Source organism: Flavobacterium sp. ALJ2, from assembly GCF_015594725.1.
Taxonomy (GTDB): Bacteria; Bacteroidota; Bacteroidia; order Flavobacteriales; family Flavobacteriaceae; genus Flavobacterium.
Window position 1 is genome coordinate 203,970 of the sequence record NZ_JADNRC010000004.1, and the last position, 23,761, is coordinate 227,730.

General features: G+C 31.3%; 21 protein-coding genes. 9 read left to right on the plus strand and 12 right to left on the minus strand.

Going from position 1 to position 23,761, the window contains the following annotated elements:
• The first annotated feature begins 54 nt into the window (after positions 1-54).
• On the plus strand, positions 55-2,421 hold the full coding sequence (locus tag IUY40_RS06475; RefSeq protein ID WP_195736043.1) for an MMPL family transporter: 2,367 nt from the start codon (positions 55-57) through the stop codon (positions 2,419-2,421).
• A 1,371-nt stretch (positions 2,422-3,792) separates the two neighbouring features.
• Here the strand turns inward: IUY40_RS06475 and IUY40_RS06480 are convergent.
• Complete coding sequence (locus tag IUY40_RS06480; RefSeq protein WP_195736044.1) at positions 3,793-4,596, minus strand: hypothetical protein; 804 nt, start codon at positions 4,594-4,596, stop codon at positions 3,793-3,795.
• Between the two features lie 387 nt (positions 4,597-4,983).
• Here IUY40_RS06480 and IUY40_RS06485 point away from each other — a divergent pair, with 387 nt between their 5' ends.
• Both IUY40_RS06485 and IUY40_RS06490 read left to right on the plus strand, forming a co-directional pair.
• Positions 4,984-5,676 carry a JAB domain-containing protein gene (locus IUY40_RS06485; protein ID WP_195736045.1) on the plus strand — a complete coding sequence of 231 codons (693 nt, stop codon included), beginning with the start codon at positions 4,984-4,986 and terminating at the stop codon, positions 5,674-5,676.
• Positions 5,677-5,817: 141 nt separating this feature from the next.
• Positions 5,818-6,252, plus strand: coding sequence for a hypothetical protein (locus IUY40_RS06490; protein WP_195736046.1), 435 nt, complete (start codon positions 5,818-5,820; stop codon positions 6,250-6,252).
• A gap of 90 nt (positions 6,253-6,342) precedes the next feature.
• Here IUY40_RS06490 and IUY40_RS06495 read toward each other — a convergent pair whose 3' ends face one another.
• The 6 genes from IUY40_RS06495 to IUY40_RS06520 all read right to left on the minus strand — a co-directional run bounded on the left by IUY40_RS06495 (position 6,343) and on the right by IUY40_RS06520 (position 10,767).
• On the minus strand, positions 6,343-6,978 hold the full coding sequence (locus tag IUY40_RS06495) for a tetratricopeptide repeat protein (protein WP_195736047.1): 636 nt from the start codon (positions 6,976-6,978) through the stop codon (positions 6,343-6,345).
• A gap of 13 nt (positions 6,979-6,991) precedes the next feature.
• The gene (locus IUY40_RS06500) at positions 6,992-7,231 is read right to left on the minus strand and encodes a hypothetical protein (protein WP_195736048.1); all 240 of its coding nucleotides are present in this window, start codon (positions 7,229-7,231) and stop codon (positions 6,992-6,994) included.
• Positions 7,232-7,536: 305 nt separating this feature from the next.
• The gene (locus IUY40_RS06505) at positions 7,537-8,304 is read right to left on the minus strand and encodes a hypothetical protein (protein WP_195736049.1); all 768 of its coding nucleotides are present in this window, start codon (positions 8,302-8,304) and stop codon (positions 7,537-7,539) included.
• A 348-nt stretch (positions 8,305-8,652) separates the two neighbouring features.
• The gene (locus IUY40_RS06510; RefSeq protein WP_195736050.1) at positions 8,653-9,123 is read right to left on the minus strand and encodes an Lrp/AsnC ligand binding domain-containing protein; all 471 of its coding nucleotides are present in this window, start codon (positions 9,121-9,123) and stop codon (positions 8,653-8,655) included.
• 211 nt (positions 9,124-9,334) lie between these two features.
• The gene (locus IUY40_RS06515) at positions 9,335-10,084 is read right to left on the minus strand and encodes a uroporphyrinogen-III synthase (RefSeq protein WP_195736051.1); all 750 of its coding nucleotides are present in this window, start codon (positions 10,082-10,084) and stop codon (positions 9,335-9,337) included.
• A 14-nt stretch (positions 10,085-10,098) separates the two neighbouring features.
• Entirely contained in the window at positions 10,099-10,767 is a 669-nt protein-coding gene (locus tag IUY40_RS06520; RefSeq protein ID WP_195736052.1) for a DUF4271 domain-containing protein, read from the minus strand.
• Between the two features lie 105 nt (positions 10,768-10,872).
• Here IUY40_RS06520 and IUY40_RS06525 point away from each other — a divergent pair, with 105 nt between their 5' ends.
• The 3 genes from IUY40_RS06525 to IUY40_RS06535 are packed head-to-tail and all read left to right on the plus strand — an operon-like array spanning position 10,873 to position 13,423.
• The gene (locus IUY40_RS06525) at positions 10,873-11,598 is read left to right on the plus strand and encodes a polyprenol monophosphomannose synthase (protein ID WP_195736124.1); all 726 of its coding nucleotides are present in this window, start codon (positions 10,873-10,875) and stop codon (positions 11,596-11,598) included.
• 10 nt (positions 11,599-11,608) lie between these two features.
• Positions 11,609-12,949, plus strand: a complete 1,341-nt coding sequence (locus IUY40_RS06530) for a dihydroorotase (protein WP_195736053.1) — start codon at positions 11,609-11,611, stop codon at positions 12,947-12,949.
• A gap of 3 nt (positions 12,950-12,952) precedes the next feature.
• The gene (locus IUY40_RS06535; protein ID WP_195736054.1) at positions 12,953-13,423 is read left to right on the plus strand and encodes a DUF4296 domain-containing protein; all 471 of its coding nucleotides are present in this window, start codon (positions 12,953-12,955) and stop codon (positions 13,421-13,423) included.
• Between the two features lie 10 nt (positions 13,424-13,433).
• Here IUY40_RS06535 and IUY40_RS06540 read toward each other — a convergent pair whose 3' ends face one another.
• Complete coding sequence (locus IUY40_RS06540; RefSeq protein ID WP_195736125.1) at positions 13,434-14,435, minus strand: NAD-dependent epimerase/dehydratase family protein; 1,002 nt, start codon at positions 14,433-14,435, stop codon at positions 13,434-13,436.
• 133 nt (positions 14,436-14,568) lie between these two features.
• Between IUY40_RS06540 and tyrS the strand changes: the two genes are divergently transcribed.
• Complete coding sequence (tyrS, locus tag IUY40_RS06545) at positions 14,569-15,861, plus strand: tyrosine--tRNA ligase (RefSeq protein WP_195736055.1); 1,293 nt, start codon at positions 14,569-14,571, stop codon at positions 15,859-15,861.
• A 71-nt stretch (positions 15,862-15,932) separates the two neighbouring features.
• Here the strand turns inward: tyrS and IUY40_RS06550 are convergent, their stop codons facing one another.
• From IUY40_RS06550 to IUY40_RS06565, 4 genes are all read right to left on the minus strand, one after another.
• The gene (locus IUY40_RS06550) at positions 15,933-16,913 is read right to left on the minus strand and encodes an acyl transferase (protein ID WP_195736056.1); all 981 of its coding nucleotides are present in this window, start codon (positions 16,911-16,913) and stop codon (positions 15,933-15,935) included.
• 86 nt (positions 16,914-16,999) lie between these two features.
• Positions 17,000-17,338 carry a T9SS type A sorting domain-containing protein gene (locus IUY40_RS06555; protein ID WP_195736057.1) on the minus strand — a complete coding sequence of 113 codons (339 nt, stop codon included), beginning with the start codon at positions 17,336-17,338 and terminating at the stop codon, positions 17,000-17,002.
• A 160-nt stretch (positions 17,339-17,498) separates the two neighbouring features.
• Positions 17,499-18,632: a hypothetical protein gene (locus tag IUY40_RS06560; protein ID WP_195736058.1), complete on the minus strand. Its 1,134-nt coding sequence runs from the start codon at positions 18,630-18,632 to the stop codon at positions 17,499-17,501.
• 204 nt (positions 18,633-18,836) lie between these two features.
• Complete coding sequence (locus IUY40_RS06565; RefSeq protein WP_195736059.1) at positions 18,837-21,611, minus strand: TonB-dependent receptor; 2,775 nt, start codon at positions 21,609-21,611, stop codon at positions 18,837-18,839.
• A 232-nt stretch (positions 21,612-21,843) separates the two neighbouring features.
• Here IUY40_RS06565 and IUY40_RS06570 point away from each other — a divergent pair, with 232 nt between their 5' ends.
• Positions 21,844-22,527 carry a response regulator transcription factor gene (locus IUY40_RS06570; RefSeq protein WP_035617332.1) on the plus strand — a complete coding sequence of 228 codons (684 nt, stop codon included), beginning with the start codon at positions 21,844-21,846 and terminating at the stop codon, positions 22,525-22,527.
• A gap of 73 nt (positions 22,528-22,600) precedes the next feature.
• Entirely contained in the window at positions 22,601-23,680 is a 1,080-nt protein-coding gene (locus IUY40_RS06575) for an ATP-binding protein (protein WP_195736060.1), read from the plus strand.
• Positions 23,681-23,761: the final 81 nt, after the last annotated feature.

Here is a 23,761-nt window from a genome sequence, read left to right on the forward strand (position 1 = left end):
AACTTATCCTTTCCTGTGTTTTTCACTACATTTGCAACCATTTTTAAAATTTTTATGAAAAAGAAATCGAATGTAGGTTTTTGGGAATTAGTTGCTAGAATTATACTCAAAAACAGGATTGTAATTTTAGGGATTATTATTGCAATTACACTTTTCCTTGGTTATCAATGGAAAAATCTTGCTATGACCTATACAGAGGCTAACTTGCTTCCGAAGGAGCATATTGCAAATAAAGATTATCAAAAATTTTTAGATAAGTTTGGAGAAGAAGGAAATCTTATTGTAATAGGTTTTAAAGATTCAGCTTTTTTTACACCAAAAAACTACGCCGCCTGGAATGAATTAATGACAGGTTTAAAGAAGTCTAAAGAAGTAGATTTGGTGGTTTCTTTAAATGATTTGAAGAAATTAGAAAAAGATACTGTAAACGAAAAATTTGTTCTGGCTCCGTTTATTAATCAAAAAAAAGCATTAGATCCTGAATATTTAAAAAAGGTACAATACGATTTGTTTCATAATCTGCCGTTTTACGAGGGGTTATTATTCAATAAAGAAAGCGGAAGTATTCGGTCTGCAGTTTATATGAATAAAAAGCTTGTAAATACAGCCGAAAGGAAAACGTTTATTCTTGAAAATCTGGTCCCTAAAATTGATAAGTTTGAGAAAACAACCGGAATCGATTTGCGTGTTTCTGGAATGCCTTACATCAGAACGATCAATGCAGATAACATGAAAGGCGAAATTGGTCTTTTTATAGGCGCAGCTTTGCTTACAGTTTCTCTGATTTTCTTTTTCTTTTTTCGATCGTTCAGAGCTACTTTTATTTCTGTTTGTATTTTAATTGTTGGAGTAATATGGTCTTTTGGAACACTCGGATTATTCCATTATAAAATCACGATTTTAACAGCAATAATTCCGCCTTTAATAATTGTAATTGGAATCACAAATTGTATTTTCCTGATTAATAAATACCAGCAGGAAATAAAATTGCATAACAATCAGGCAAAGGCATTGCAGCGTATCATTTCTAAAATTGGAGTTTCAACTCTTATGACGAATTTAACTACTGCAGTGGGATTTGCGACATTTATGATTACAGGTAATGATTTGCTTTTTGAATTTGGATTAGTAACATCAATAAATGTTATCTCAGTTTATTTGCTAACGCTTTTAATTGTGCCAATTGTGTACAGTTTTATGTCAATTCCAAAAGAAAAACATTTACATCATTTAACTAAAACCTATATCTCGGTACTGTTGGATTGGGTAGAAAGTATAGTAAAAAACAAACGAAAAGTTATTTATACCATTTATGGATTGCTTTTACTGTTTAGCATCATTGGAGTTTCACAAATGAAAGTTTCGGGAAGTTTAATTGGCGAAATGCCCAAAAGCGCTTCTTTCTTTAAAGATATTTTGTTTTACGAAAAGGAATTTAATGGAGTGATGCCATTAGAAATTATGATTGATACCAAACGTAAAAAAGGGGTCATGAAATTATCGACGATGCGTAAAATGGATGAGTTGCAGGCTACGATTGAAGGAATGCCAGAATTGTCTAAGCCAGTTTCTATAGTAAATTTGGTTAAGTACTCTAAGCAAGCCTTTTATAACGGTAATCCCGAATATTATCAATTGCCAACTTCGCAAGAGCAAACATTTATTTTGACGTATGCCAAAAATGCGACAAAAAACAGCAAAGATAATTTAATGAAAAGCTACGTAGATTCGACAGGACAATATGCTCGAATCACGACTTTTATGAGAGATATTGGTACAGATGAAATGGCCAAAGTCGAAAAGAAACTTCATTCTAAAATAGATGAAATTTTTCCGAAAGACCGTTATGAAGTTACAGTAACAGGGAAGGCATTAGTTTTTCAGAAAGGAACTTCGTATTTGGTAGATAATTTAATTGAATCACTAATTTTTGCCATTTTTGTTATTGCAGCACTTATGTTGTATTTGTTCAGATCGTTCAAAATGGTTTTTGCTTCGGTTATAACAAACATATTGCCACTTTGTATCACATCAGGATTAATGGGGTATTTTGGAATACCGCTCAAGCCATCGACGATATTAGTGTTTAGTATTGCGTTTGGAATATCTGTAGATAATGCGATTCAGTTTATGGCAAAATACCGACATGATTTGTTACAGAATAATGGAAAGGTAAAAAAATCAGTTTTCAGTGCGCTGAGAGAAACCGGAATAAGTACTTTTTATACTTCGGTTGTATTAATCTTAGGGTTTGCAACGTTTACACTTTCAAGCTTTAGCGGAACAATCGCATTGGGAGGATTAATTTCCTGTACATTGGCATTTGCAATGTTTGCAAACATATTAGTCTTGCCAGCTTTGGTATTGACGTTTGAAAAGAAAAAAACTAAAAAAGAAGATGTTATAGAAGGAGAGATTTAATCTCTCCTTTTTTTGAATAAATATGTGTTATAGAAAATAAATAAATATTTGGTTCTGTTAATTTTCTAATAATCATTTTATTCTCAATTTAGGATCTGGTTTGTTTACTCAAATATTATCCATTTCTAAAATGTAACAGACTACCACATAAATTTTCCATTTCTCATGATATTGAGACAAGTGAAAATAATAACTATATCTAATAATATTAGAAGGCTAATTATTATTCTAGTTTTCATCGGCATCTTATAATTTTTCACATATTCGTATTTTGTATTTTTGTACAATTGAACAAAGAAAATAACAAAGAAAATACCTAGACACACATAGTAATAACGAGGAACAGTAATTACGTAAAAAGAGAGTGTTTCTAAATTAATAGAAAAAAGAGCGGCTAATATTACAGATGGAGATACAATCCAATAATCTCTTTTGTCTTCATAAAAATGGATATACATTTTAGAGAAAAAGACAAATAAAGGTTCTGTTAATTTTCTTATGATCATTTTTTTATAAATTTAAAGTCTGGTTTGTTTACTCTGGTATTATTTATTTCTGAAATGTAACAGATTACCACATAAATTTTCCATTTCTCATGATATTGAGACAAGTAAAAATAATGACCATATCTAATAATACCAGAAGGCCAATTATTACTCTAGTTTTAATCGACATTGCATAATTTTGGACATATTCGTATTTTATATTTCTGTACAATAAAATAAAAAAAAGAATAAAAAAAACAGCAAAACATATATAGTAGTATTTAGGAAGTAATACTATATAATAAGATAATATTTGTAAATTTAAAGTGAAAAGAAATGCTAAAATTAATGATGGAAACATAGACCAATAATTTCTTTTATCTTGATAAAAATGGATATACATCTTAGAGAAATGAATAAATATTGGGTCTGTTAATTTTCTAATAATCATTTTGTTATCAATTTAAAGTCTGGTTTGTTTACTCTGGTATTATTTATTTCTGAAATGTAACAGATTACCACATAAATTTTCCATTTCTTGAAATATTTGCAAAAATGAAATTAATGACAAGGTCAATTATTATTAATATACTAATTGTGACCTTCGTTTTAATTGACATTTTATAATTCTTTACATATTCATATTTTATATTTTTATATAAAAGGAGAAAAAAAATAGCAATAGAAATAGGGAACCAAATGCCGAAATCTGCATTAATCCCATTAATCTTATTCAAATAAAAAAGTACTGTTTGCAGATTAATTGTAAATAGAGTTGCTAAAATCAATGATGGAAACATAGACCAGTAATCTCTTTTGTCTTCATAAAAATGGATATACATTTTAGAGAAAAAGACAAATAAAGGTTCTGTTAATTTTCTTATGATCATTTTTTTATAAATTTAAAATTTTGTCGATCTATTCTAGTGTTATCTATTTTAACTTTTGCAGAATCGTAAATATTTTCTGGTTGGTGGCTAAAATATTTATCTTTTGTATCAGTCCTGATTAATATAAAATAAACTCCTGCTATAAGCGCACCAGGTCCAAAAAAAGAAAGCCCAGTCATAGCCACATCTAAAGCAAATATTTCTCCAGAAATTTTCTTATTTTCATAATCTTTATAAGATAAATAAATCCCGACCCCACCAGCAAAGCGACTAAGCCCTTTTGCAACTTTTGCAACAGTTTTTAATGCACTTATACTTTCTGCTGTTCCCTGTACGTAAATTTTACCATCGGTAATGCCTGAAGCAATTTTGTTAAACTCGTACGTTCCTTGCGGATGAAAATTAGTTGCTTCAAAGCTTTTTAAATTATCTGCTAAAGCAAATCCACTGTCTGTAATGTTTCCTAAAGTAGTCCCAACTCCTGTTAATAATGAATTTACCACAAAGACAGATCCTGCAAAGCTTGTTTTTATCTCTTTTAATCCATTAACGATACTCCAGCTACCATTTTTATTTCCTAGATAGACTTTTTTATTAAATTTGTCATAATAAATTTCTCCTTCCAGAGCGATTCTTTTTGGACCATCGGGGAAAAAATTATTATGAGGATCTCTAGTTTCTCTAGCTTCAAGCATTTCCCCCAATACATCTGTTCTTTCCCAACTATCATTTTTTAAAAAATCCTCTTTATCAAAGGGATCTCTTTTCTTTTGCTTTCCTGATTCAAACTGTCTAAACATAATAAAAAGGATTGTTTTCTATTAATTTTGTATTCTGTATTAATTGTGTAGTACAATATACTGTATTTTTTTTAGTGGAGGTATTTATTTGTAAGTTTTTTATTAAAAATAAGTTAATTAATTATTTAAATAACTTATTTTTGCTAACTAAGAAAACGTCAGTTAAAACAGGTTTAGATAAAGGATCAAAAGTTGAATTAATATTAAACTCGGCTATCAAAGTTTTTAATATTCAGATTGTTTATAAGAACATTTGTAAAAATTATTTATTCAAAAGACAGGAACGAAACAGCTAAGATAGCAAACAAACTATTAGGAGAGTCTGAATATTGACTAGCTAAAATTGATTATGTTTGTATGTCTTACTAAATTAAAAAGGTTAAAAATATGAATATCAATATAGAAGAGCAGGATAAGATTGAAATAGGAGGTTCTCGCGATTTATACGGAATCATGCAGTGTATTTTATTACGTGAAAATGAAATAGATCGTGAGAAAGAACATTTCTGGATGATAGGGCTTAACATGGCAAACACTATTCTGTATATAGAATTAGTGAGCATGGGCAGCGTAAGAGCTACGCAAGTTGAACCAATGAACGTGTATAGAGTAGCTGTGTTAAAAGGCGCAACGAGTGTACTAGCGGTGCATAATCACCCGAGTGGAAGAATGACTGCATCTGAGACCGATAAAGACACAACAGATCGATTGATACAAGTAGGCAAAATATTGAATATAAATTTTATAGACCATCTTATTATTAGTCCAGAACGATACATGAGTTTCGTAGATACTGGATTAATGGCTCAATTAGAAAAAAGCCTAAAATATGTTCCTACTTATCAAATAGAAGAAAGAATCCGTAAACAAGAACTGGAAATAAGAGAAGAAAAGGAAAAAACGGATAAATTAAAAGAAACAGCTCAAACAGAGAAGTCTTTAAGAATTGAAACTGAGCAAAAATTTGAAAAGGCTATTGTTAATCTTTTAGATAAAAAAATGGCAGTCGAAGAAATAGCTGCTATTTTGAATCTTACTCCAAAAGAAGTAGCGCAAATAAGTAAAAAAAGAAAATCGTAGTAGCTATAAAAGATATTTGATAAAACACAAAGAATAAATTGTTTAGGCAGGAATTATACCCTAAAAAGAAAAGATAATTGTTTTAATAATGATAAAGTTCAGACATTTTTTAAAATAAGTCTTTAGTTAAAAAATTAGGTTATGCAGGAAGAACTTAGAGGAAGAATATATCAGGATGATCATTTTGTCGTTTCAGATTTTTCGGATGTTATTTTGGAAGGTTTGGTAGGAATGGAAGATGAAGAAGACGGAAGACCAGTGATTGTTTTTATTAAAATAAAAGGAAAGAATTGGCATCGATTTTTTTTAGATGCAGGATATGGCTTTTGGGAAAACTGGGAAGAAGAAGAACTTGATAAAGAAGAATGGGCAGAAGATGAAGTAGTTTATGTAGATTATATTGAGAAATACAATATAAAAAACAAATCAATCGATTCCGTTTTTTGTAAAGAAGATAAGATTACAATACAATTTAAAAACAAAGATCAATTCGTATTACAGACAATTACTCTTAGTGATATGGATTCCTCCTCAGAGATTAATTTTATCAAAAATGATTTACAAGAAGATAGATAATAGCAGGTAATTTTTTGTAAAAATGTCCGGCTTCGTAGCGCTGAGTAGGTTTAAATTTAGCGCTAGAATCCAATTAAAACAACATAATAGCTATAAGAGTTCTTTGTTTTTGCATATAGTTTCTTCACTATCTCTTTTTCTCTTATTTGCAGAGTCAGTTAGATCTTCATTTTGTGAAATTTCTAGAGTTTCGTCTAAGTATTTTAAGCTATTTTCACAATCAGCTAAATGGTTATAGCTAATGGCTAAATTGAATAGTAAAATTGATTTAACATGTAGGTTTTTATTACTTGTAAATTTTTTTCCTTTTAGTAATATTTCATTTGCTTTTTCAAAATATCCGGTACTCAAATAATTGGAACCTAGATTTATATAAGTTCCGACATATGTACTATCAATTAAAATTACATTTAATAACATTTTATTAGCTAGTTCTTTATTTCCTAAATTAAATTCTGCTTCGGCAATACCATTAAGTATTGATACATTTTTGCTTTCTATTTTGTCAGCTTGAATAAATTTTTCTCTTGCAGACTCGTAATCTCCGAAATCTACATCTTTTAGGCCTTCTCCAAATATTTTTCTAGCTGTTTTGTTTTCTATTCCAGTATTTTCAAAAAAAATCACGTCATTTGTTTTCATTTTGTATTTAACTTCATTTTCCTTTTTCTTATTACAAGAAATTAGCGCTATAATAATCGCAAATAGATATACAGTTTTTCTCATTGTTTATAATACTCTAGGTTCTTTTGGCTTTTTGTGTTTTCGGAGTTCCTTTTTTTTGATGCTTATCAATCACTATTACTTTTTTAGTAATCCTTGTTTCATGGGTAATTATCCGAGTCATAGGTTCTCCTTTATCATTTTTTGCTCCATTTTCAATCATCACTTCATCAGTAATTATTCCATCTATATAATTAACGCCTAACTTATCGAAACGAATATTGTATAAAGGGATTAGTCTATTATTTCTTGTCACAGAGGTATCAGTTGTTATTCTCTTTAGATAGTCATCATTATAATTAATAGTTTTAGTTTTTAGAAACGCATATTCAATAAATCTCGCTTTTTTTACATCGTCTAAACTTGTAGTAATAGTATCTAAAATATTTTTATAATTTATTTTTGCCGTTATACCGCGTATTTATATAGACAGTATCGGGGAAAATAATACTTATTTCACGACTAGCAATTTTATTCTTCTTTCTTGTCTTTTTTTCTTCTTTACAAGAAATTAGTACTAAGAATATTATTGTTAAAAACAAGGTAGCATTTTTCATTATTCTATTGTTTATAATAATCTAATTTCTTTTGAAGTTCAATATTTTTTACATCTCTTTCTTTTTCTGCTTCTTTTAGATTTCGATCATTCATTTTGTTTATAATTTCATTTTGAGAGACTTGTACAGCTGTGTCTTTTGCTTTCGTTTTATGAAGTTGAGAAGGATTCCCACCAAAAGCGTCGGTAGCACTATAATTATATAATGCCATTATATGCATTTCTGGATCAGACGGAACGGTGGCTTTAGTATCGGACGATTGCGGTTTAGGTGTGCCATATTTTAATCGAAGTTGAAATTCTAAAAGCCACGGATACATCATTGATGGGTTCGGAAATAATTTGCCTAATAAGTAACCAAGATCAAAAAGACCATTATAAGTATGTCCTGGATGACTAATTGATCCCCTGCCTCTGTCATTTTTTATATTCCCGCTTCCTGCAACTGCATCTATGCCTAATCCCCAGATGTTTAGGCCATCTTGTTTAACGATTGTAGCAAATAAATGTTTAATTATCACAGGCTCCAATTCTGTGGCTTCAGTCCAAGTGCCGTTCATGTTTCCTCTATATACTTTATTATCAATTTCGTCAAAATAAACTTCACCTCCGGTAGCTATTCTGTTTGGAGGATTAGAAAAAATAGAATGATGATGGTTTGTAGTTAACATTTTATTCAATGCACTTGGTTTGTCCCCAATATCATCTTGCATAAAATTGTTATAATCAAAGAGTTTTTTTCTTTTTTTATCGGAATCGAATTGTCTATACATAATATAAGTATTGGTTTCTACTGGTTTATATTTTGTAACAATCGTAAGTTATATGCGATATGTAACAAGTAATAATAGTAAATATACTACATTATAACTTACAACTCGTTTAAATTTGTAGGTTTTTTATTTTTATAAAAAATCATAAACCTTGATTAATGGATCTTTACTGTAGGAAAAATGCTATTTTTGGTGGTTTTGAAAATGTTTTTCAAAGTAAAATAATTGTCACAAAATTAAACGATAATGCGGATAGTTTATAAAATAGAGTAAATACTCTATTTGTTTTAAGAATAATAAAGCATGAAAATAAATCGAGAAATTTATAGAATAGTATTATCTATAAAATCACAGCTGAATTTGTCGGTCTATTTGTTGGTCTAATGAGATGAAGGTTTCTGTTCTAGAAACGCCCTCAATTGCCTGAATTTTAGTGTTTAATAACTGCATGAGATGCTGGTTGTCACGACAGATTATTTTAATCAATATCGACCAGTTTCCAGTTGTGTAATGACATTCCAGTACTTCAGGTATTTTTTTTAACTCCTTTACCGCTTCTAGATTTCGAGCTGCTTTATCTAGATAAACACCTACAAAGGCCATTGTATTGTATCCTAGTACTTTATTGTTAACGGTAAATTTTGAGCCAGATATTACGCCAGATTGCTCTAGTTTACGTAATCGTTGGTGAATGGCTGCGCCAGAAATTCCAATTTTATTTGCAATCTGCAATATCGGTTTCCGAGCATCTTCCATTAGGTGTCGCAAAATTTCTTTGTCGATACCATCTATCTCAATAACCAAAGAATTGATTTTCATATGTTTTGATTTGAAGCTAATTTATGCAAATCAGTTTAAATTATAAATCAAATCTAATGATAAAACTTTAAAGAAGAGGTTGATTTGAAAATTTTGTCAAAGTTTTAAACTTTGATTGGTTGCGGAGGTGATGCTGATTTGTTTATAAAAGTTTTGGGTATAAAAAAAGCCACGGAATTTTCGTGGCTTTTTAATTATTTGTGTAAAAGGATTATTTTCCTTTATTTGCTTCAGCAATGTATTTTTCTAGTGCCATTGTCATAGATGGGGTTTCTGGAGTTGGGGCAAGAATATCAATTCTTAAACCGTAGTCTAGAGCCTCTTTTTGAGTAGTGCTTCCAAAAACAGCTATCCTAGTTTCGTTTTGTTTAAAATCAGGAAAGTTTTTAAATAATGACTTTATACCAGTCGGGCTAAAAAATGCCAATACATCATAATAAACATCTGCCAGATCAGTTAAATCACTCATTACAGTTTTGTAAAAAATTGCTTGAGTCCAATCTACTTTTAAATTATTTAATGTAATAGGAGCATCTGCATTTAATTGATCAGAAGCTGGTAGTAAGAATTTTTCGTCTTTGTACTTTTTGATTAGTGGAGATAAATCTGCAAAATCTTTAGCACCAACATAAATTTTACGTTTTCTATACACTACATATTTTTGTAGATAAAAAGCAACGGCTTCAGATTGACAAAAATATTTTAATCCTTCAGGGACTTTGTAACGCATCTCTTCTGCTACTCTAAAAAAATGATCAACAGCATTTCTACTCGTTAATATGATTGCAGTATAGTGATTAAGGTCGATTTTTTGAAGTCGAATCTCTTTCGCGTTTACCCCTTCCACGTGAATGAAAGGTCTGAAATCAATTTTTATTTTGTGTTTCTGTTGGAGCTCAAAATAAGGGGAGTTTTCCACTTTAGGTTCAGGCTGTGACACCAAAATTGTTTTCACTTTCATAGTTGTAATATTTTCTAAGCCCTCCCTTTGGTAAACCAATAATATATAAAATAATAAGGGGCTATTTCAAGAGTGCAAAGATATAAAATAAAATAAAACAACTTACTCAATATTACGTTTTGATAGGTTTTAATTGAAATAAAATAAGATAATAAGCTGATAAATAGCGATATAGCTAGTATTGTTAGTAGCACATTTTTTGAAATATCATCATAATAGAACAAAATTGCGTTGATTGGGAGTATTAAAATACCGATATATGCTCTATAAGTTACTTTTTGTAGGTTAAAGTGTTCGATAAATTCATCTATATTAAATGAAGTAGCGATTATTTTTTCTATTAAATACTTTGATAAAATAAAGAATGCTAATAAAGTGACGATTTGAATATATAGTACCCAATCAGTTTTTGAAGCATATCCAAAACTACTAAGGATAAGTTGTATAAAAAAAGCAAATGAAATGATTTGCAAGAAGAATAAAGCAATTGTAAAACCGCTTTTTATATGACTGCTGTCTCGGTATATTTTGGCATATTTATCAGAGAAAATCAATTTTGTAAAATCGCCAAAACGACTTTCGTAAATAGACTTTGTTATAGCGATAACAGCAAAGCACAACACAAATAAAAGTGTTGCCCAGTCTTTATTTTCAGTAATTCTTGGATGAAGGTGTTCAATCATAGCGATACAAAATTAGTAATTTTTTATATCAATACTTTTATTATAACTTTATTATGAATGAAATGCTATAAAAAGTTTACTTTTGCGTTGAAATTACTCAGAAAAATGAATGATTGTATTGTTATAATTCCCACTTACAACGAAATTGAAAATATAGAAAGCATTATTAGGGCTGTGCTTTCTCAGCATAAACCTTTTCACCTTCTTATTGTTGATGATAACTCGCCAGATCACACTGCGGCTAAAGTTGTTATGCTTCAAGAAGAGTTTGAAGGAAGATTGTTTATAGAAAACAGAGCTAAAAAAGCTGGATTAGGAACTGCTTATGTTCATGGATTTAAATGGGCTTTGGATCGAAAATATAATTATATTTTCGAAATGGATGCTGATTTTTCGCATAATCCAAATGATCTCGAAAAACTTTTTGACGCTTGTCATTTTGGAGGAGCCGATTTGGCTATCGGATCGAGATATGTAACAGGAGTAAATGTTGTAAACTGGCCATTAAGCAGGGTATTGATGTCTTATTTTGCATCAGTTTATGTAAAATTCATAACTGGAATGAAGATACATGATGCCACAGCAGGATTTGTTTGTTATAAAAGAGAGGTTTTGGAGGCTATTAATCTTAACAAAATAAAATTTGTTGGTTATGCTTTTCAAATTGAAATGAAATACAGAACATATTGTAAGAAATTTGAAATTACCGAAGTTCCTATTATTTTTACGGATAGAACAAAGGGAGTTTCTAAAATGAGCAATGCTATTATCAAAGAGGCAATTTTTGGAGTTATAGCGCTTCGGCTAAAAAAATTAGTCAATTCTTTATAAAACAATTAGAATGAATAGGATATTAATAAAAAATGCTAAAATCGTAAACGAAGGGTCCATTTTTGAGGGCGATTTGTTAATCGAAAATGATTTAATTGTAGAAATTTCAGATAGTATAAGTCTGAAGACTTCAAACTGTATTGTTATTGATGCCGAAGGTAGTTACCTAATGCCAGGTGCAATAGATGATCAAGTACATTTTAGAGAGCCTGGATTAACACATAAGGGAGATATCGAATCTGAATCTAAAGCAGCTGTTGCTGGTGGAATTACTTCGTTTATCGAGCAGCCTAATACGGTTCCTAATGCGGTAACTCAGGAGATATTAGAAGAAAAATATGAGATAGCTTCAAAAAAATCATATGCAAATTATTCGTTTATGATGGGGGCTACCAATGATAATTTAGAAGAGGTTCTAAAAACAAATCCAAAGAATGTAGCAGGAATAAAAATATTTTTAGGTTCATCAACCGGAAATATGCTGGTAGATAATGAAGCTACACTCGAAAAAATATTCTCAAGTACTCCGTTGCTTATCGCAGTACATTGTGAGGATGAAACAACCATACAAAATAATTTAGAAAAATATAAAGCAGAGTATGGCGAAGATGTTCCTGTTACGGCGCATCATTTAATTCGTAGTGCTGAAGCGTGTTATATTTCATCATCAAAAGCTATTGCATTAGCAAAGAAAACAGGAGCACGTTTGCATATTTTTCACCTTTCGACTGCAAAAGAAATGGAATTGTTTACAAATAAAATTCCTTTGGAAGAAAAGAAAATTACTGCCGAAGTTTGTGTGCACCATTTATGGTTTACAGATGAGGACTATAAAACTAAGGGTAACTTTATAAAATGGAATCCAGCTGTAAAAACTGCCGATGATAGAAAAGCACTTTGGGAGGCTTTGCTAGATGGTCGTATTGATGTAATTGCAACAGATCATGCGCCACATACAAAAGAAGAAAAGAAACAATCGTATTTAAAAGCTCCTTCAGGAGGACCTTTGGTACAACATGCCGTTGTGGCTATGTTTGAAGCGCATCATCAAGGAAAAATTAGCGTTGAGAAAATCGTTGAAAAAATGTGTCATAATCCTGCAAAGATTTTCAAAATAGAAAAAAGAGGATTTATCAAAGAAGGTTATTATGCCGATTTGGTAATTGTAAACCCAGGTTTGCCTTGGAGTGTAAATGCAGATAATATTTTGTCTAAATGCAAATGGTCTCCATTTGAAGGCTATACTTTTAAGTCAAGAATCACGCATACTTTTGTAAACGGACAATTGGTTTACAATTCTTTTAAGGTAAAAAATGTTCATGCAGGGAAAAGATTATTGTTTGATAGATAGAATATGAAAAAAATAATCACAATTATTTCGGTAATACTCTTTGCTGTTGGCTGTAAAAAAGAATTGGTCGAAAAGCCTGAACGACTTGTTGAGAGAGATAAAATGATAGATATTATGTATGATTTATCATTATTGGAAGCAATAAAATATCAAAATCCAATGTCGCTAGATTCTAGTGATAGGGATCCGACTAGATTTATATTAAAAAAATATAAAGTCGATAGTTTGCAATTTGTGAAGAGCAATATGTATTACGCCGCCGATTATAACGATTATAAAATCATGTTTGATGAGGTTGGTGCGCGCTTAGAAAAAAATAAAAATAAAATTGATTCAGTAATTAAGATAGAGGAGAAGAAAAAGAAATTACTTAAAAAAAAGAATAAAGTTGTTAAAAAGGACTCTATTAAAGTTAAAGAGGAATTGCTAAAAGTAAAACCAGATTCGATTAAAAGAAAACCTAAGCTAAAGTAAGACGACTATCTTATAAAGTCGAAACTTCTTTAATGTATTCATGAACGTTTTTAAAGTCGGTTTTTAAAGTTGTTTTTATTTTCTCATTCGAATAGATATCTTTTGTATAAGACGATTTTGCGGTTGCTTTAGTAATCTGTCTTTTCTTCAGGAAAAAAGTAGATAGAAACCAATCGATCTTCCATATTATTTTCATAAGTAAAGGACTTGCATGTTTTGTAGGTCTTTTTACTTTTAGTGCATCTGCAATTGTGTTTAATACATCTCTAAAAACTATATTATCAGAAATTAGAGTAAAACGTTCATTTTTTATCTCGCTCTTCATTAATGTAACTGCAATTCTCACGACATCATCTACAGCAACAAATCCGGTACTGCCTAGAGTGTAAAATGAAAGCCCATTGGCTACTTTTGTGTAAAGTTCAGCGCTTCCTCGTTCATTGGTTTTAGATTTTGGGATAGGCCCCATAATAACACCAGGATTTAGAATAACAACATTCAGACCTTCTTGCCAACCGCGCCAAACTTCCATTTCGGCACCATATTTAGATATGGCATAGTCGCTATGTGGTTTTTCGGGATTCCATTCGATTTCTTCGGTTATAATACTCTCGTGGGGAGCAAGGTCTCCAAGAGCAGCGATTGAACTCACGAAACATAATTTTTTGACTTGCTTTGCAATGCAAAAATTAACAATGTTTGCTGTGCCTTCAATATTAGTTTTTCGAACCAAGTTTTCGTCCTTTGGATCAAATGAAATTAGAGCGGCGCAATGATAAACGTATTCTACATCAATAAAAGAAGTTTCTAAGGAAGGAACGTCAAGTATGTCGGCCTCTATCCATTGTATTGATTCAAATAAATGAGACTTTTTATATAAATCAAAAACAGACTTTGTTCTTTCTATTTTCTTCTTATTTCGGTAAATTGCCCGAACGTTATCTCCATTTTCGATTAAATGAAGTAATAAATGTGCACCAACTAAACCTGTTCCTCCTGTTACTAAAACCATTTTGTAAAGATAATTAGATTGTTGGATTCCTCCCATTTTTAGTTTTCTTATTTTTTTGAACATTCTTAATTTAAATTCATTTTTGAGATTGCAACCGACAATCGTTATATTTGTAAAAATTATTTTAAAAGAAATGAAAAATTTTATTGAAGAAGTGACTTGGAGAGGAATGCTTCACGACGTTATGCCTGGAACAGAGGAACATTTGATGGAACAAATGAGAGTGGCATATGTGGGAATTGATCCAACTGCAGATTCATTGCATATAGGGCATTTAGTTGGGGTAATGTTATTGAAACATTTTCAGTTATCAGGACACAAGCCATTAGCGTTAGTTGGTGGTGCAACAGGAATGATTGGAGATCCATCGGGGAAATCGAATGAAAGAAACTTACTTGATGAAGCAACATTGCGTCATAATCAAGAAGCAATAAAAGGACAACTATCTCGATTTTTGGACTTTACTTCAAATTCAGCTAATGCAGCCGAATTGGTTAACAATTACGATTGGATGAAGGAATTCTCATTCTTAGATTTTATTCGTGATGTAGGTAAGCATATTACCGTAAATTATATGATGGCTAAAGATTCTGTAAAGAAGAGATTAACATCAGAGGCTGCCGAAGGAATGTCATTTACAGAGTTTACTTATCAGTTAGTTCAAGGGTACGACTTTTTGCATTTGTATAAAAATAAACAATGTACGTTGCAAATGGGAGGGAGTGACCAGTGGGGAAATATCACTACGGGAACTGAATTGGTGAGAAGAATGGAAAGTGGAAAAGCATATGCTTTGACTTGTCCCTTAATTACAAAAGCAGATGGAACTAAATTCGGAAAATCTGAAGGAGGAAATATCTGGCTAGATGCTGCAAGAACATCTCCATACAAGTTTTACCAATATTGGTTAAATACTTCGGATGTTGATGCTGAAAAATATATTAAAATTTTCACTTTCTTATCAAAAGAAGAAATTGAATCTTTGACAATCGAACATAGAGAAACGCCACATTTGCGTATTTTACAAAAAAGATTGGCTGAAGAAATTACTGTGATGGTACATTCTGCTGCTGATTTAGAAAATGCAATTAAGGCTTCAAACATATTATTCGGAAATTCTACTTCAGATGATTTAAAACAATTGGATGAAGCGACTTTCTTAGACGTTTTTGATGGAGTGCCACAAGCAGAAATTGCAAAGGCAGATCTAGAAAGCGGATTAGAGATTATAATAGTTCTGAATGAAAAAACAGGATTCTTTAAATCAAATGGAGAAGCAAGACGTGCTCTTACGGCTAACTCTATTTCGGTTAACAGAGAAAAAATAACAGAAGAGTTTGTTCTTTCTAACAAAGATTTAATAAATAATCAATTTGTATTGTTACAAAGCGGAAAGAAAAATTATTTTGTGATAAGAGTAGTGTGATCGTTTAATTGGTAATTTGTTTAATTATTAGTTTCGGTTAACCGATTTTGCAAATAAACAAAACAACTTTTTTACAAAACCATTAAGTTACAACCTCGAATATCTGAGTTATCAAAACGTCCCAATACCTCGAAAGAGTTGTTGGGATATTTTTTGCCCAAATCTTGCGTAGCAATAAAAGAACAAGAATTAATATTGGCTAGGTCGATTACGTTTATACCACCAGTTTTCCCTTCTTTTACGTAAGATAAAGCATCTTCTGCATCTCGAACAAGGATTTGTATCCACGAAGGACATTCGAATATTCCTTCGCCTAGAGAATAGGCTTGTGATAATAATTCGGTCATACCATATTCAGAATGTATTGCTGAAACGCCAAAACCTTCACATAATTGGTTGTGCAATTCTTCACGAATCATTTCTTTGCGTTTGCCTTTCATCCCGCCGGTTTCCATAACGATGGTGTTTTGCAGTTTAAACGAGTTTTTTTCGATTAAATCTAATAAAGCATATGTTACCCCAATTAAGATAGTATTTTGCCCTGATTGGTCTAATTCGATTAGCTTCTGAGTAAGTGCTTCGTGGTTGTGTAAATAAAATCCGCTTTCTGGATGATTTGATAATTTAATTAAATCCTCAACCATATAAATAAGCGAAGATCCATCTCGTTCTAAATAGGATGGAAGCAAAGCTAGTACGGCATAATCTTCGATATTGCCGTAAAATTGAGAAAAGCCTTTGCGGTAGCTTTCTTCATATAAAGAAACGTCGGTTACAATGTGTTTGCTAGTAATCATTCCTGTTGTACCACTGCTGGTAAAAGTGACCTGTGCAGGATCAGGATTAGAAACTACCGGATGGCTCTTAAAAAACTGAATTGGTAAAAAGGGAATTTGTTCCAGCGATTTTACTTTTTGAGGATCTGTTTTAAGATAATCACAAAACGTTCGATATACTACGTTGTTTTCGTATTGAAAACGGAATACTTTCAATGCTATTTTTTCAAATTGCTTTTGACTGGAAATCGTAAATATATCAGTTGTTGTAATCAAGATCTTTTTTTTGCAAAGGTAATTTATTTAAAAGAAAAAAGCTCCAATATTACTTTGGAGCTTTTTTTTATTTTTATTTTTAAAATTTATCTGACAATTAGTTTTCTAGTTGCAGTTGCATTTTCTTCATTTATTTTTATGATATAAACACCAGGAGAAAGATTAGACACATTAAGTTCTCTTGAGCTTAATTGTGTTTGTAATACTTTTTTTCCAAGTATGTCAAAAATAATTATTTCTTTTTCTAAATCATTTTTAGATGATATATATACTTTACCATTACTCACAGGGTTTGGATACAAACTCAAGCCCTCTATAATGGTGCCGTCTGTTTTTGGCTGTTGCTTACTGTCTTGTGCCGAAACACTTGCAGTAATAAAGAAAAAAGCCAATAAGAGTGTAATATAAAAGTAGTTTTTTGCCATCGCTTAATTTTAGTCTAGTAAATATACTAAAAAAAGTTTTCAAAAACTACGCCAAAAAAAAACATCCTAAAAATTTAGGATGTTTTTAACATTTTATGAGTGAAGTGATTAGAAATCAACTAATCAATAAAGAATTGTGTGCTTCTAAAACTTTATTTAATTACTTAGTCCAGTTACCCCAAGTAGGTAATCCAGCACCAGCACCAGCACCAGTTGCACCAGTAGTTGTTCCTGATAATTTAGCACCATCAAAAACAGTTACAGAAGCTCCAAAAGTATAGTTTGTGATAGTGAAGTTACCAGCAGCGATATTTGCAGTTGCACCAGCATCAGTAGATAATTTTGTAAGGTCTTTAGGCATTCCATCAGCAACATATAAGTTTGTGTAAGCTTGTTTTCCGCCACCTTCTTTGTAATTGATTGCTTTTTCGTCAGCTGTAAAAGCAGCATCACCTTTAATGATAGATATGTTAACGATTTTAGCGTTAGTCATTGGAATAGCTGTACTTGGATCTTTTGCGTTGGTAGATCCTTCAACACCTGCTTTAGTAACACCTTTGATGTAAACGTTTGTAGCAGTACCTTGCCATCCGTCAGCAAAATCTAATGAATCATCATAAGAGTTTATGATTACTAAGTTAGAAGCGTTTACTGCTCCTCCGAAGAACTCAATTCCGTCATCACCACTTTCGAAAGTGTAGATATCAGATACTATTGTTCCTGAACCTACTCCGAAGAAAGAAACCCCATTGTATTCTTTTTCAGCAGTATATTTAGAACCTGTGTAAGAAATTTTTAAGAAGTTGATATTTCCAGAAGAATCTGCATTGTCGTTACCTCCATAGCTTAAAGCACCTACTTCAGAAGTACCATTGTCTCCTGTGTTTACTTTAGCATTACCAGCAATAATTAATCCACCCCAGTCACTTTGAGCAGGAGTAGCTTTTCCAGATGTCATAATAACTGGTTTAGCAGCAGTACCATTGATGTTGATTTTAGCGTTTCTCTCTACAGCAATATATAAAGATGTAGCTGGTGCAGTAGGAGAACTTTTGATTACTGTTCCGGCAGGAATAACCAAAGTAGCTCCACCTTTAACAACTAAACCTCCTGTCAGAGTATAAGTTTTAGTAGGATCTAAAGTTACAACACCATCATTGATGTTACCTTTTAAATCGTCAACTGTTAAAACGAAAGTACTTTTTGTTTCGTTGTTTTTGTTGTTATCATCAGAACTACAGCTTGTTAAAGCAAGTCCCAATATTGCAGCCATTGCAAATAATGATTTTTTCATTTTGTTGTGTTTTATTGTTTTAATTTATTTAAGGCAAAGTAAACGAACATATGTTTTTGCTGAGTTAAGGCCGTATTAACAATATATTAAGTATATTGGGTAAAAAATAAATCTGCTTAATGTAAAATTTACATTGAGTTATGACTCAATAAAAAAGGTGATTAGTATTATCTAATCACCTTTTATTTTTTTATGGTATTACTTTTAGAATGTATAGTTTAAAGTAATTCTAAAATCAGAACCTGCTTTGTATGAAATTGCGGTAATATCGCCAACAGATTCTTTTCCTGGTACTTTTCCTTGCTCTTGCACACGTCTGAAAGCCGGGTTTAAAATATTGTTGTAAATAAAGCCTAATTTTAAGTTTTTAGTCAAACTTGCATTAGCGATAAAGTCTAATTTATTTACAGCTTTATCAACCATGTCTCCTACTTTTCCGGTTCCAATAACAGCTAATTTATCTGAAAAATAAGAGTATGATATTGTTGTAGTTATGTCCTGGCCCTCTCTGAATTCATTTAAAAATGATAAATTAGCATTGGCAAGGAAATTAGAAGCCCCTGTTAGTTTACTCTCTGTGAAAGTAAAGTTTGCGCCAAAATCATTTTCGTTATTTACTTTCTCATTACTTAAATCCTGATTTGTATAAAGGTAAGACCCATTGGCATCAAACGAAAGTTTTGTCTTTAGGTTGTTACTGTTTTTAATTTCAAAAATGTCTTTTCTAAATTCTAATTCAACCCCTGCTACAGTTGCTTTGTCTCCCGTATTGGCATAAGTAATATCATTTGAAGATGAATTAAGGAACATTTCGTTGATTGGATTTTGAATAATTTTTCCAAATGCAGTAACAGAAATTAATTCGCCTGCCTTAGGGAAAAATTCCCATCCTAAATCAAAGTTGTAATTTGTTGAAGCATACAAATTAGGGTTTCCTTCGTATGCCTGTGCGACATCTTCGTAAATAATAGGCACTTTTTCTTTAAACTGAGGTAGTGTATATGTTTTACTTGCAGAGAATTTTAAATTCTGCTTTTCATTCAAGGTGTACTTCGAAATTAAACTTGGTAATATGTTAAACTTTGATTCATCAGAACTATTACCATCAGGAACTGTGGTTGTGATATAGGAAACATTCTGAGTCAATTGTTCCAGTCTCGTACCTAATATCACACTCAATCTATCAGTTAAAGAGTATTGAATATTAGCGAACGCAGCATTAATATATAAATTTCCATTATACAATTGGTTAATTCTGTTTGAGTAAGATGAACCCCAATGTGCAGGATCTAAATAATTATTTACGTGGTGTATGTCTTCTTTAGGAAAAGAAATTGTATTTCTGTTCGGAAAGAATGAATATTGTTCCATCTTGTAATCTACATCCTTGAACTTTCCTGAATAACCAATAGTTACTTTTCCTTTGTATGTATCATCGCTTTTTTTGTTGAAATTATACGATAATGCAATATTTGCAGCGATTTCATTCTCTTTTAAGTCCTGAAAAAATCGGTGATTATTGATGTTTGAATTGGTAAAAAACGTATAGTCTGTACCATTAGGAGCATGTACAAAAGAGTTCTGCATACGATCTGGGATTGCGCTGTCAGACATACTGTATCCTACTCCCCAATTTAAATTCCACTGATTGTTGAATTTGTTTTTTCCTGTTAATTGGTTTACAATTAATTGAGTTCTTTCAAATGTTCCACGTTTGATAAAACCTGAAATTTGTTGAAGAGCATCTCCACCACCATCAAAATTTTGGTTAGTTCCTTCGTACTCACTGTAATCCTGATCACTTGAATTTAAGAATAAAGAAGTAAAGAAGATTGAGTTTTTATTGTTGATTTTATAATCAGCTGTAGCCATAACTGTTGTTGTAGTGCTATGTTTGTATGCTGTTCTGTAAAAATCAGAAAAAATATCTCCGTCAGCACTAATCCCACCTCTGCTGTATCCTTCTGTAAATTTATTTCTTGCACTAAAAGATCCTGTAACAAAGGTTCCTATTGAGCTTTCGTCGTTTATGTTAAACTTCTTTCCTGCAGATAGTGTGTAGAATGCATTCAATACATTTTTGTTTTCTTGTCTGTCCCAGCTCGTTGAATAATTATATGGTTGAAGTGGAGAATTAGGAACGCCTACTTTTTTGAATCCAGTGTAAGACGGTCCGTCTTGTAAATAGAAATGATCTTGTCCTAAAACGTTTGTATTAGCACCTGTTCCAATCGAAAAGCTGATAAAAGGTTTTCCGCTGAATTTTTTTGAACTAATATCAATATTTGCTCCTCCAAAATCGGCATAGTTCTGAGCCTCAAATGTTTTACTTACTCCAATATTATCCACAATATTTGTAGAGAATATGTCTAGAAGTATGTTTTTATTCGCAGGATTGTTTGAAGGTAATGGAAGACCATTTAAAGTAGTAACATTGTAGCGATCCCCTAATCCTCTTACAAATACATTTCCTGAGTCGTCATTTTTAGAAACACCACTTACTTTAGATACTGCATTTGCTACATCGTTAATTCCTTTTCTTGAAATTTCTTCAGCACCAATGGCGGCTTTAAAGGCAACAGCATTTTTTTGTTCTAAAAGTAAAGCAGATTCTTTTTGTTTACTTACAGATGATGCTTTTACTACTACATCTTTAAGAGTGTAACTTCCTGAAGATAATGTTTGATTAACAGTTGTAGTTTCATTTGCTTTAACGATTACTATTGCTTCTATAGTTTCATACCCCAAGAAACTATAAATTACAGTATAGCTACCAGGAGCTATGTTTATCGAATATTTACCATCGATATCAGTATTTGCGCTGTTGTTAGTTCCCTTTATAAGAACGTTTGCAAATGGAAGTGCTTCATTATTAGTTTGTTTGTCGGTTAAAACCCCAGAAATTGTACCTTTGGTCTGAGCCATAGAAACAGCACAAATAAATAATGTAATAAATAGAAATTTTAAGTTGAATTTCATTTTCGTTTGTTGTTTGTTTATTTTTTTGCAAATAAAGGACGGCTATGTAAAGTTCGTGTTAGCTACTTGTTATTCTTTTGTCTCCAATATATTATGAAATTGTTATGAAATTAAATTACGGTTAACACTACTTTTTAACAGTCGATTTATTATTACCTTTACACTCGCAATTAGATTCATTGAATGTTATATAGTATAAGTATCAATGAGATAACCCAATTTTTGCCATTTTATGAAAAAAACACAAACTAAGATTTTACTAGTAGATGATGAACCGGATATTTTAGAAATTGTTGGATATAATCTTTCTCAGGAAGGGTATCAAATAATTACTGCCTCTAACGGGAAAGATGCAATTGCAAAAGCACAAAAAGAATTGCCAGATCTTATAATAATGGACGTTATGATGGCCGAAATGGATGGTATGGAAGCTTGTGAGCATATTCGAAAAATACCCGAATTGAACAATGTTATTATTACATTCTTAACAGCAAGAAGCGAAGATTATTCACAGGTTGCAGGTTTTGATGCTGGTGCAGATGACTATATTACTAAGCCAATTAAGCCTAAGTTGCTGGTAAGTAAAGTAAAAGCATTGTTGAGACGCTTAAAAGAACAAGAAGTTAGTAGTGATACATTAAATGTAGGTGGTATCGAAATTAATCGTGAAGAATATAAAATCGTAAAAGATAATATTGAGATTGCTTTGCCTAGAAAAGAATTTGAATTATTCTATTTATTAGCTTCAAAACCAGGAAAAGTATTCAAGCGTGATGAAATTCTAGATAAAGTTTGGGGTAATGAAGTAGTCGTAGGCGGAAGAACAATTGATGTGCATATTCGAAAATTAAGAGAAAAAATAGGCGAAGATTTATTTAAAACCATCAAAGGAGTAGGATACAAATTCGAGGTTTAAAATAAAGATTACCAACCAAAAGCATAATGCAAAGAAATGAGAATTATCTTTGTATAAGCTATCCATGAATTAAATGAAAATAAGTTTTAAAAAAACCTATAAGTTTGCTGTAAAGTCAGCGCTATATATTAGTCTCTTTGCTACAGGGTTCGTAATGATTTTGATTTTATTATTCTTCAAAAATAAATCAGAAAACCTATTACTATTTGGTTTGGTCTTTATCATATCAGTATATGCATTCTCATTTGTAGTTATTCAATATCGTGTAGAGCGTTTTATTTATAGAAGAGTAAAGAAAATCTATGATGAGGTTTCGTTGCTAGAATCTAGTACGCTTATCAACCAGCCGATAACTACCGATATGGAAACGCTTTCGCGTGAAGTCAAAAAATTTGCAACCGATAAAAAGTTGGAAATCGAAATGCTCGAAATTCGTGAAGAATATCGCCGAGAATTTCTGGGTAATGTTTCGCATGAACTTAAAACTCCATTGTTTACCGTTCAGGGGTATATATCGACACTATTGGATGGAGCGATGGAAGATAAGACCATTCGAAAAAAATATCTTAAACGTGCCGAAAAAGGGGTAGAGCGATTAATTTATATCGTAGAGGATTTAGATATGATTACTAAATTAGAAACTGGCGATTTAAACTTAGTAATTACTAATTTTGATATCATCGAACTTATTCAAAATGTTTTTGATTTATTGGAGATGAAAGCCGATAAAAAGAAGATAAAATTAACTTACGAGAAGAAATTTCTTCAGCCTATTTTAGTAAAAGGAGATAAAGATAGAATTCAGCAAATATTAGAGAATCTGATTGTGAATTCTATTAAATATGGTAGACAAGGAGGAACTACCGAAGTAGGAGTAGTAAATCTTACAAAGAAAAAAGTACTCATTCGTATTAGTGATAATGGAGAAGGAGTTGAGAAACAAAATATACCAAGACTTTTTGAACGCTTTTATAGAGTAGATAAAAGTGGTGCCCGTTCTGAGGGAGGTTCAGGATTAGGACTTGCAATCGTTAAACATATTATCGAAGCTCATAAAGAAAAAGTATATGTAGAGAGCGAGTTTGGTATAGGTTCTGAGTTTTCATTCACATTAGAAAAAGCATATAAAAGTATTAATGCTGAAGTTAAATAAATGTAATCTCATTACCTTGATTCAGCATAAAATACTCTCCTTTTAACATTAATTTAAAATCGTTTATTATCTCTTAATATT

Coding starts and splice junctions, on each gene's coding strand:
- IUY40_RS06560 (WP_195736058.1), bottom strand. CDS start 18,632: ATGAAAAAATCATTATTTGCAATGGCTGCAATATTGGGACTTGCTTTA.
- IUY40_RS06505 (WP_195736049.1), bottom strand. CDS start 8,304: ATGTATAGACAATTCGATTCCGATAAAAAAAGAAAAAAACTCTTTGAT.
- IUY40_RS06540 (WP_195736125.1), bottom strand. CDS start 14,435: ATGGTTTTAGTAACAGGAGGAACAGGTTTAGTTGGTGCACATTTATTA.
- IUY40_RS06475 (WP_195736043.1), top strand. CDS start 55: ATGAAAAAGAAATCGAATGTAGGTTTTTGGGAATTAGTTGCTAGAATT.
- IUY40_RS06510 (WP_195736050.1), bottom strand. CDS start 9,123: ATGAAAATCAATTCTTTGGTTATTGAGATAGATGGTATCGACAAAGAA.
- IUY40_RS06575 (WP_195736060.1), top strand. CDS start 22,601: ATGAAAATAAGTTTTAAAAAAACCTATAAGTTTGCTGTAAAGTCAGCG.
- IUY40_RS06515 (WP_195736051.1), bottom strand. CDS start 10,084: ATGAAAGTGAAAACAATTTTGGTGTCACAGCCTGAACCTAAAGTGGAA.
- IUY40_RS06565 (WP_195736059.1), bottom strand. CDS start 21,611: ATGAAATTCAACTTAAAATTTCTATTTATTACATTATTTATTTGTGCT.
- IUY40_RS06495 (WP_195736047.1), bottom strand. CDS start 6,978: ATGAGAAAAACTGTATATCTATTTGCGATTATTATAGCGCTAATTTCT.
- IUY40_RS06535 (WP_195736054.1), top strand. CDS start 12,953: ATGAAAAAAATAATCACAATTATTTCGGTAATACTCTTTGCTGTTGGC.
- tyrS (WP_195736055.1), top strand. CDS start 14,569: ATGAAAAATTTTATTGAAGAAGTGACTTGGAGAGGAATGCTTCACGAC.
- IUY40_RS06555 (WP_195736057.1), bottom strand. CDS start 17,338: ATGGCAAAAAACTACTTTTATATTACACTCTTATTGGCTTTTTTCTTT.
- IUY40_RS06520 (WP_195736052.1), bottom strand. CDS start 10,767: ATGATTGAACACCTTCATCCAAGAATTACTGAAAATAAAGACTGGGCA.
- IUY40_RS06530 (WP_195736053.1), top strand. CDS start 11,609: ATGAATAGGATATTAATAAAAAATGCTAAAATCGTAAACGAAGGGTCC.
- IUY40_RS06490 (WP_195736046.1), top strand. CDS start 5,818: ATGCAGGAAGAACTTAGAGGAAGAATATATCAGGATGATCATTTTGTC.
- IUY40_RS06570 (WP_035617332.1), top strand. CDS start 21,844: ATGAAAAAAACACAAACTAAGATTTTACTAGTAGATGATGAACCGGAT.
- IUY40_RS06485 (WP_195736045.1), top strand. CDS start 4,984: ATGAATATCAATATAGAAGAGCAGGATAAGATTGAAATAGGAGGTTCT.
- IUY40_RS06480 (WP_195736044.1), bottom strand. CDS start 4,596: ATGTTTAGACAGTTTGAATCAGGAAAGCAAAAGAAAAGAGATCCCTTT.
- IUY40_RS06525 (WP_195736124.1), top strand. CDS start 10,873: ATGAATGATTGTATTGTTATAATTCCCACTTACAACGAAATTGAAAAT.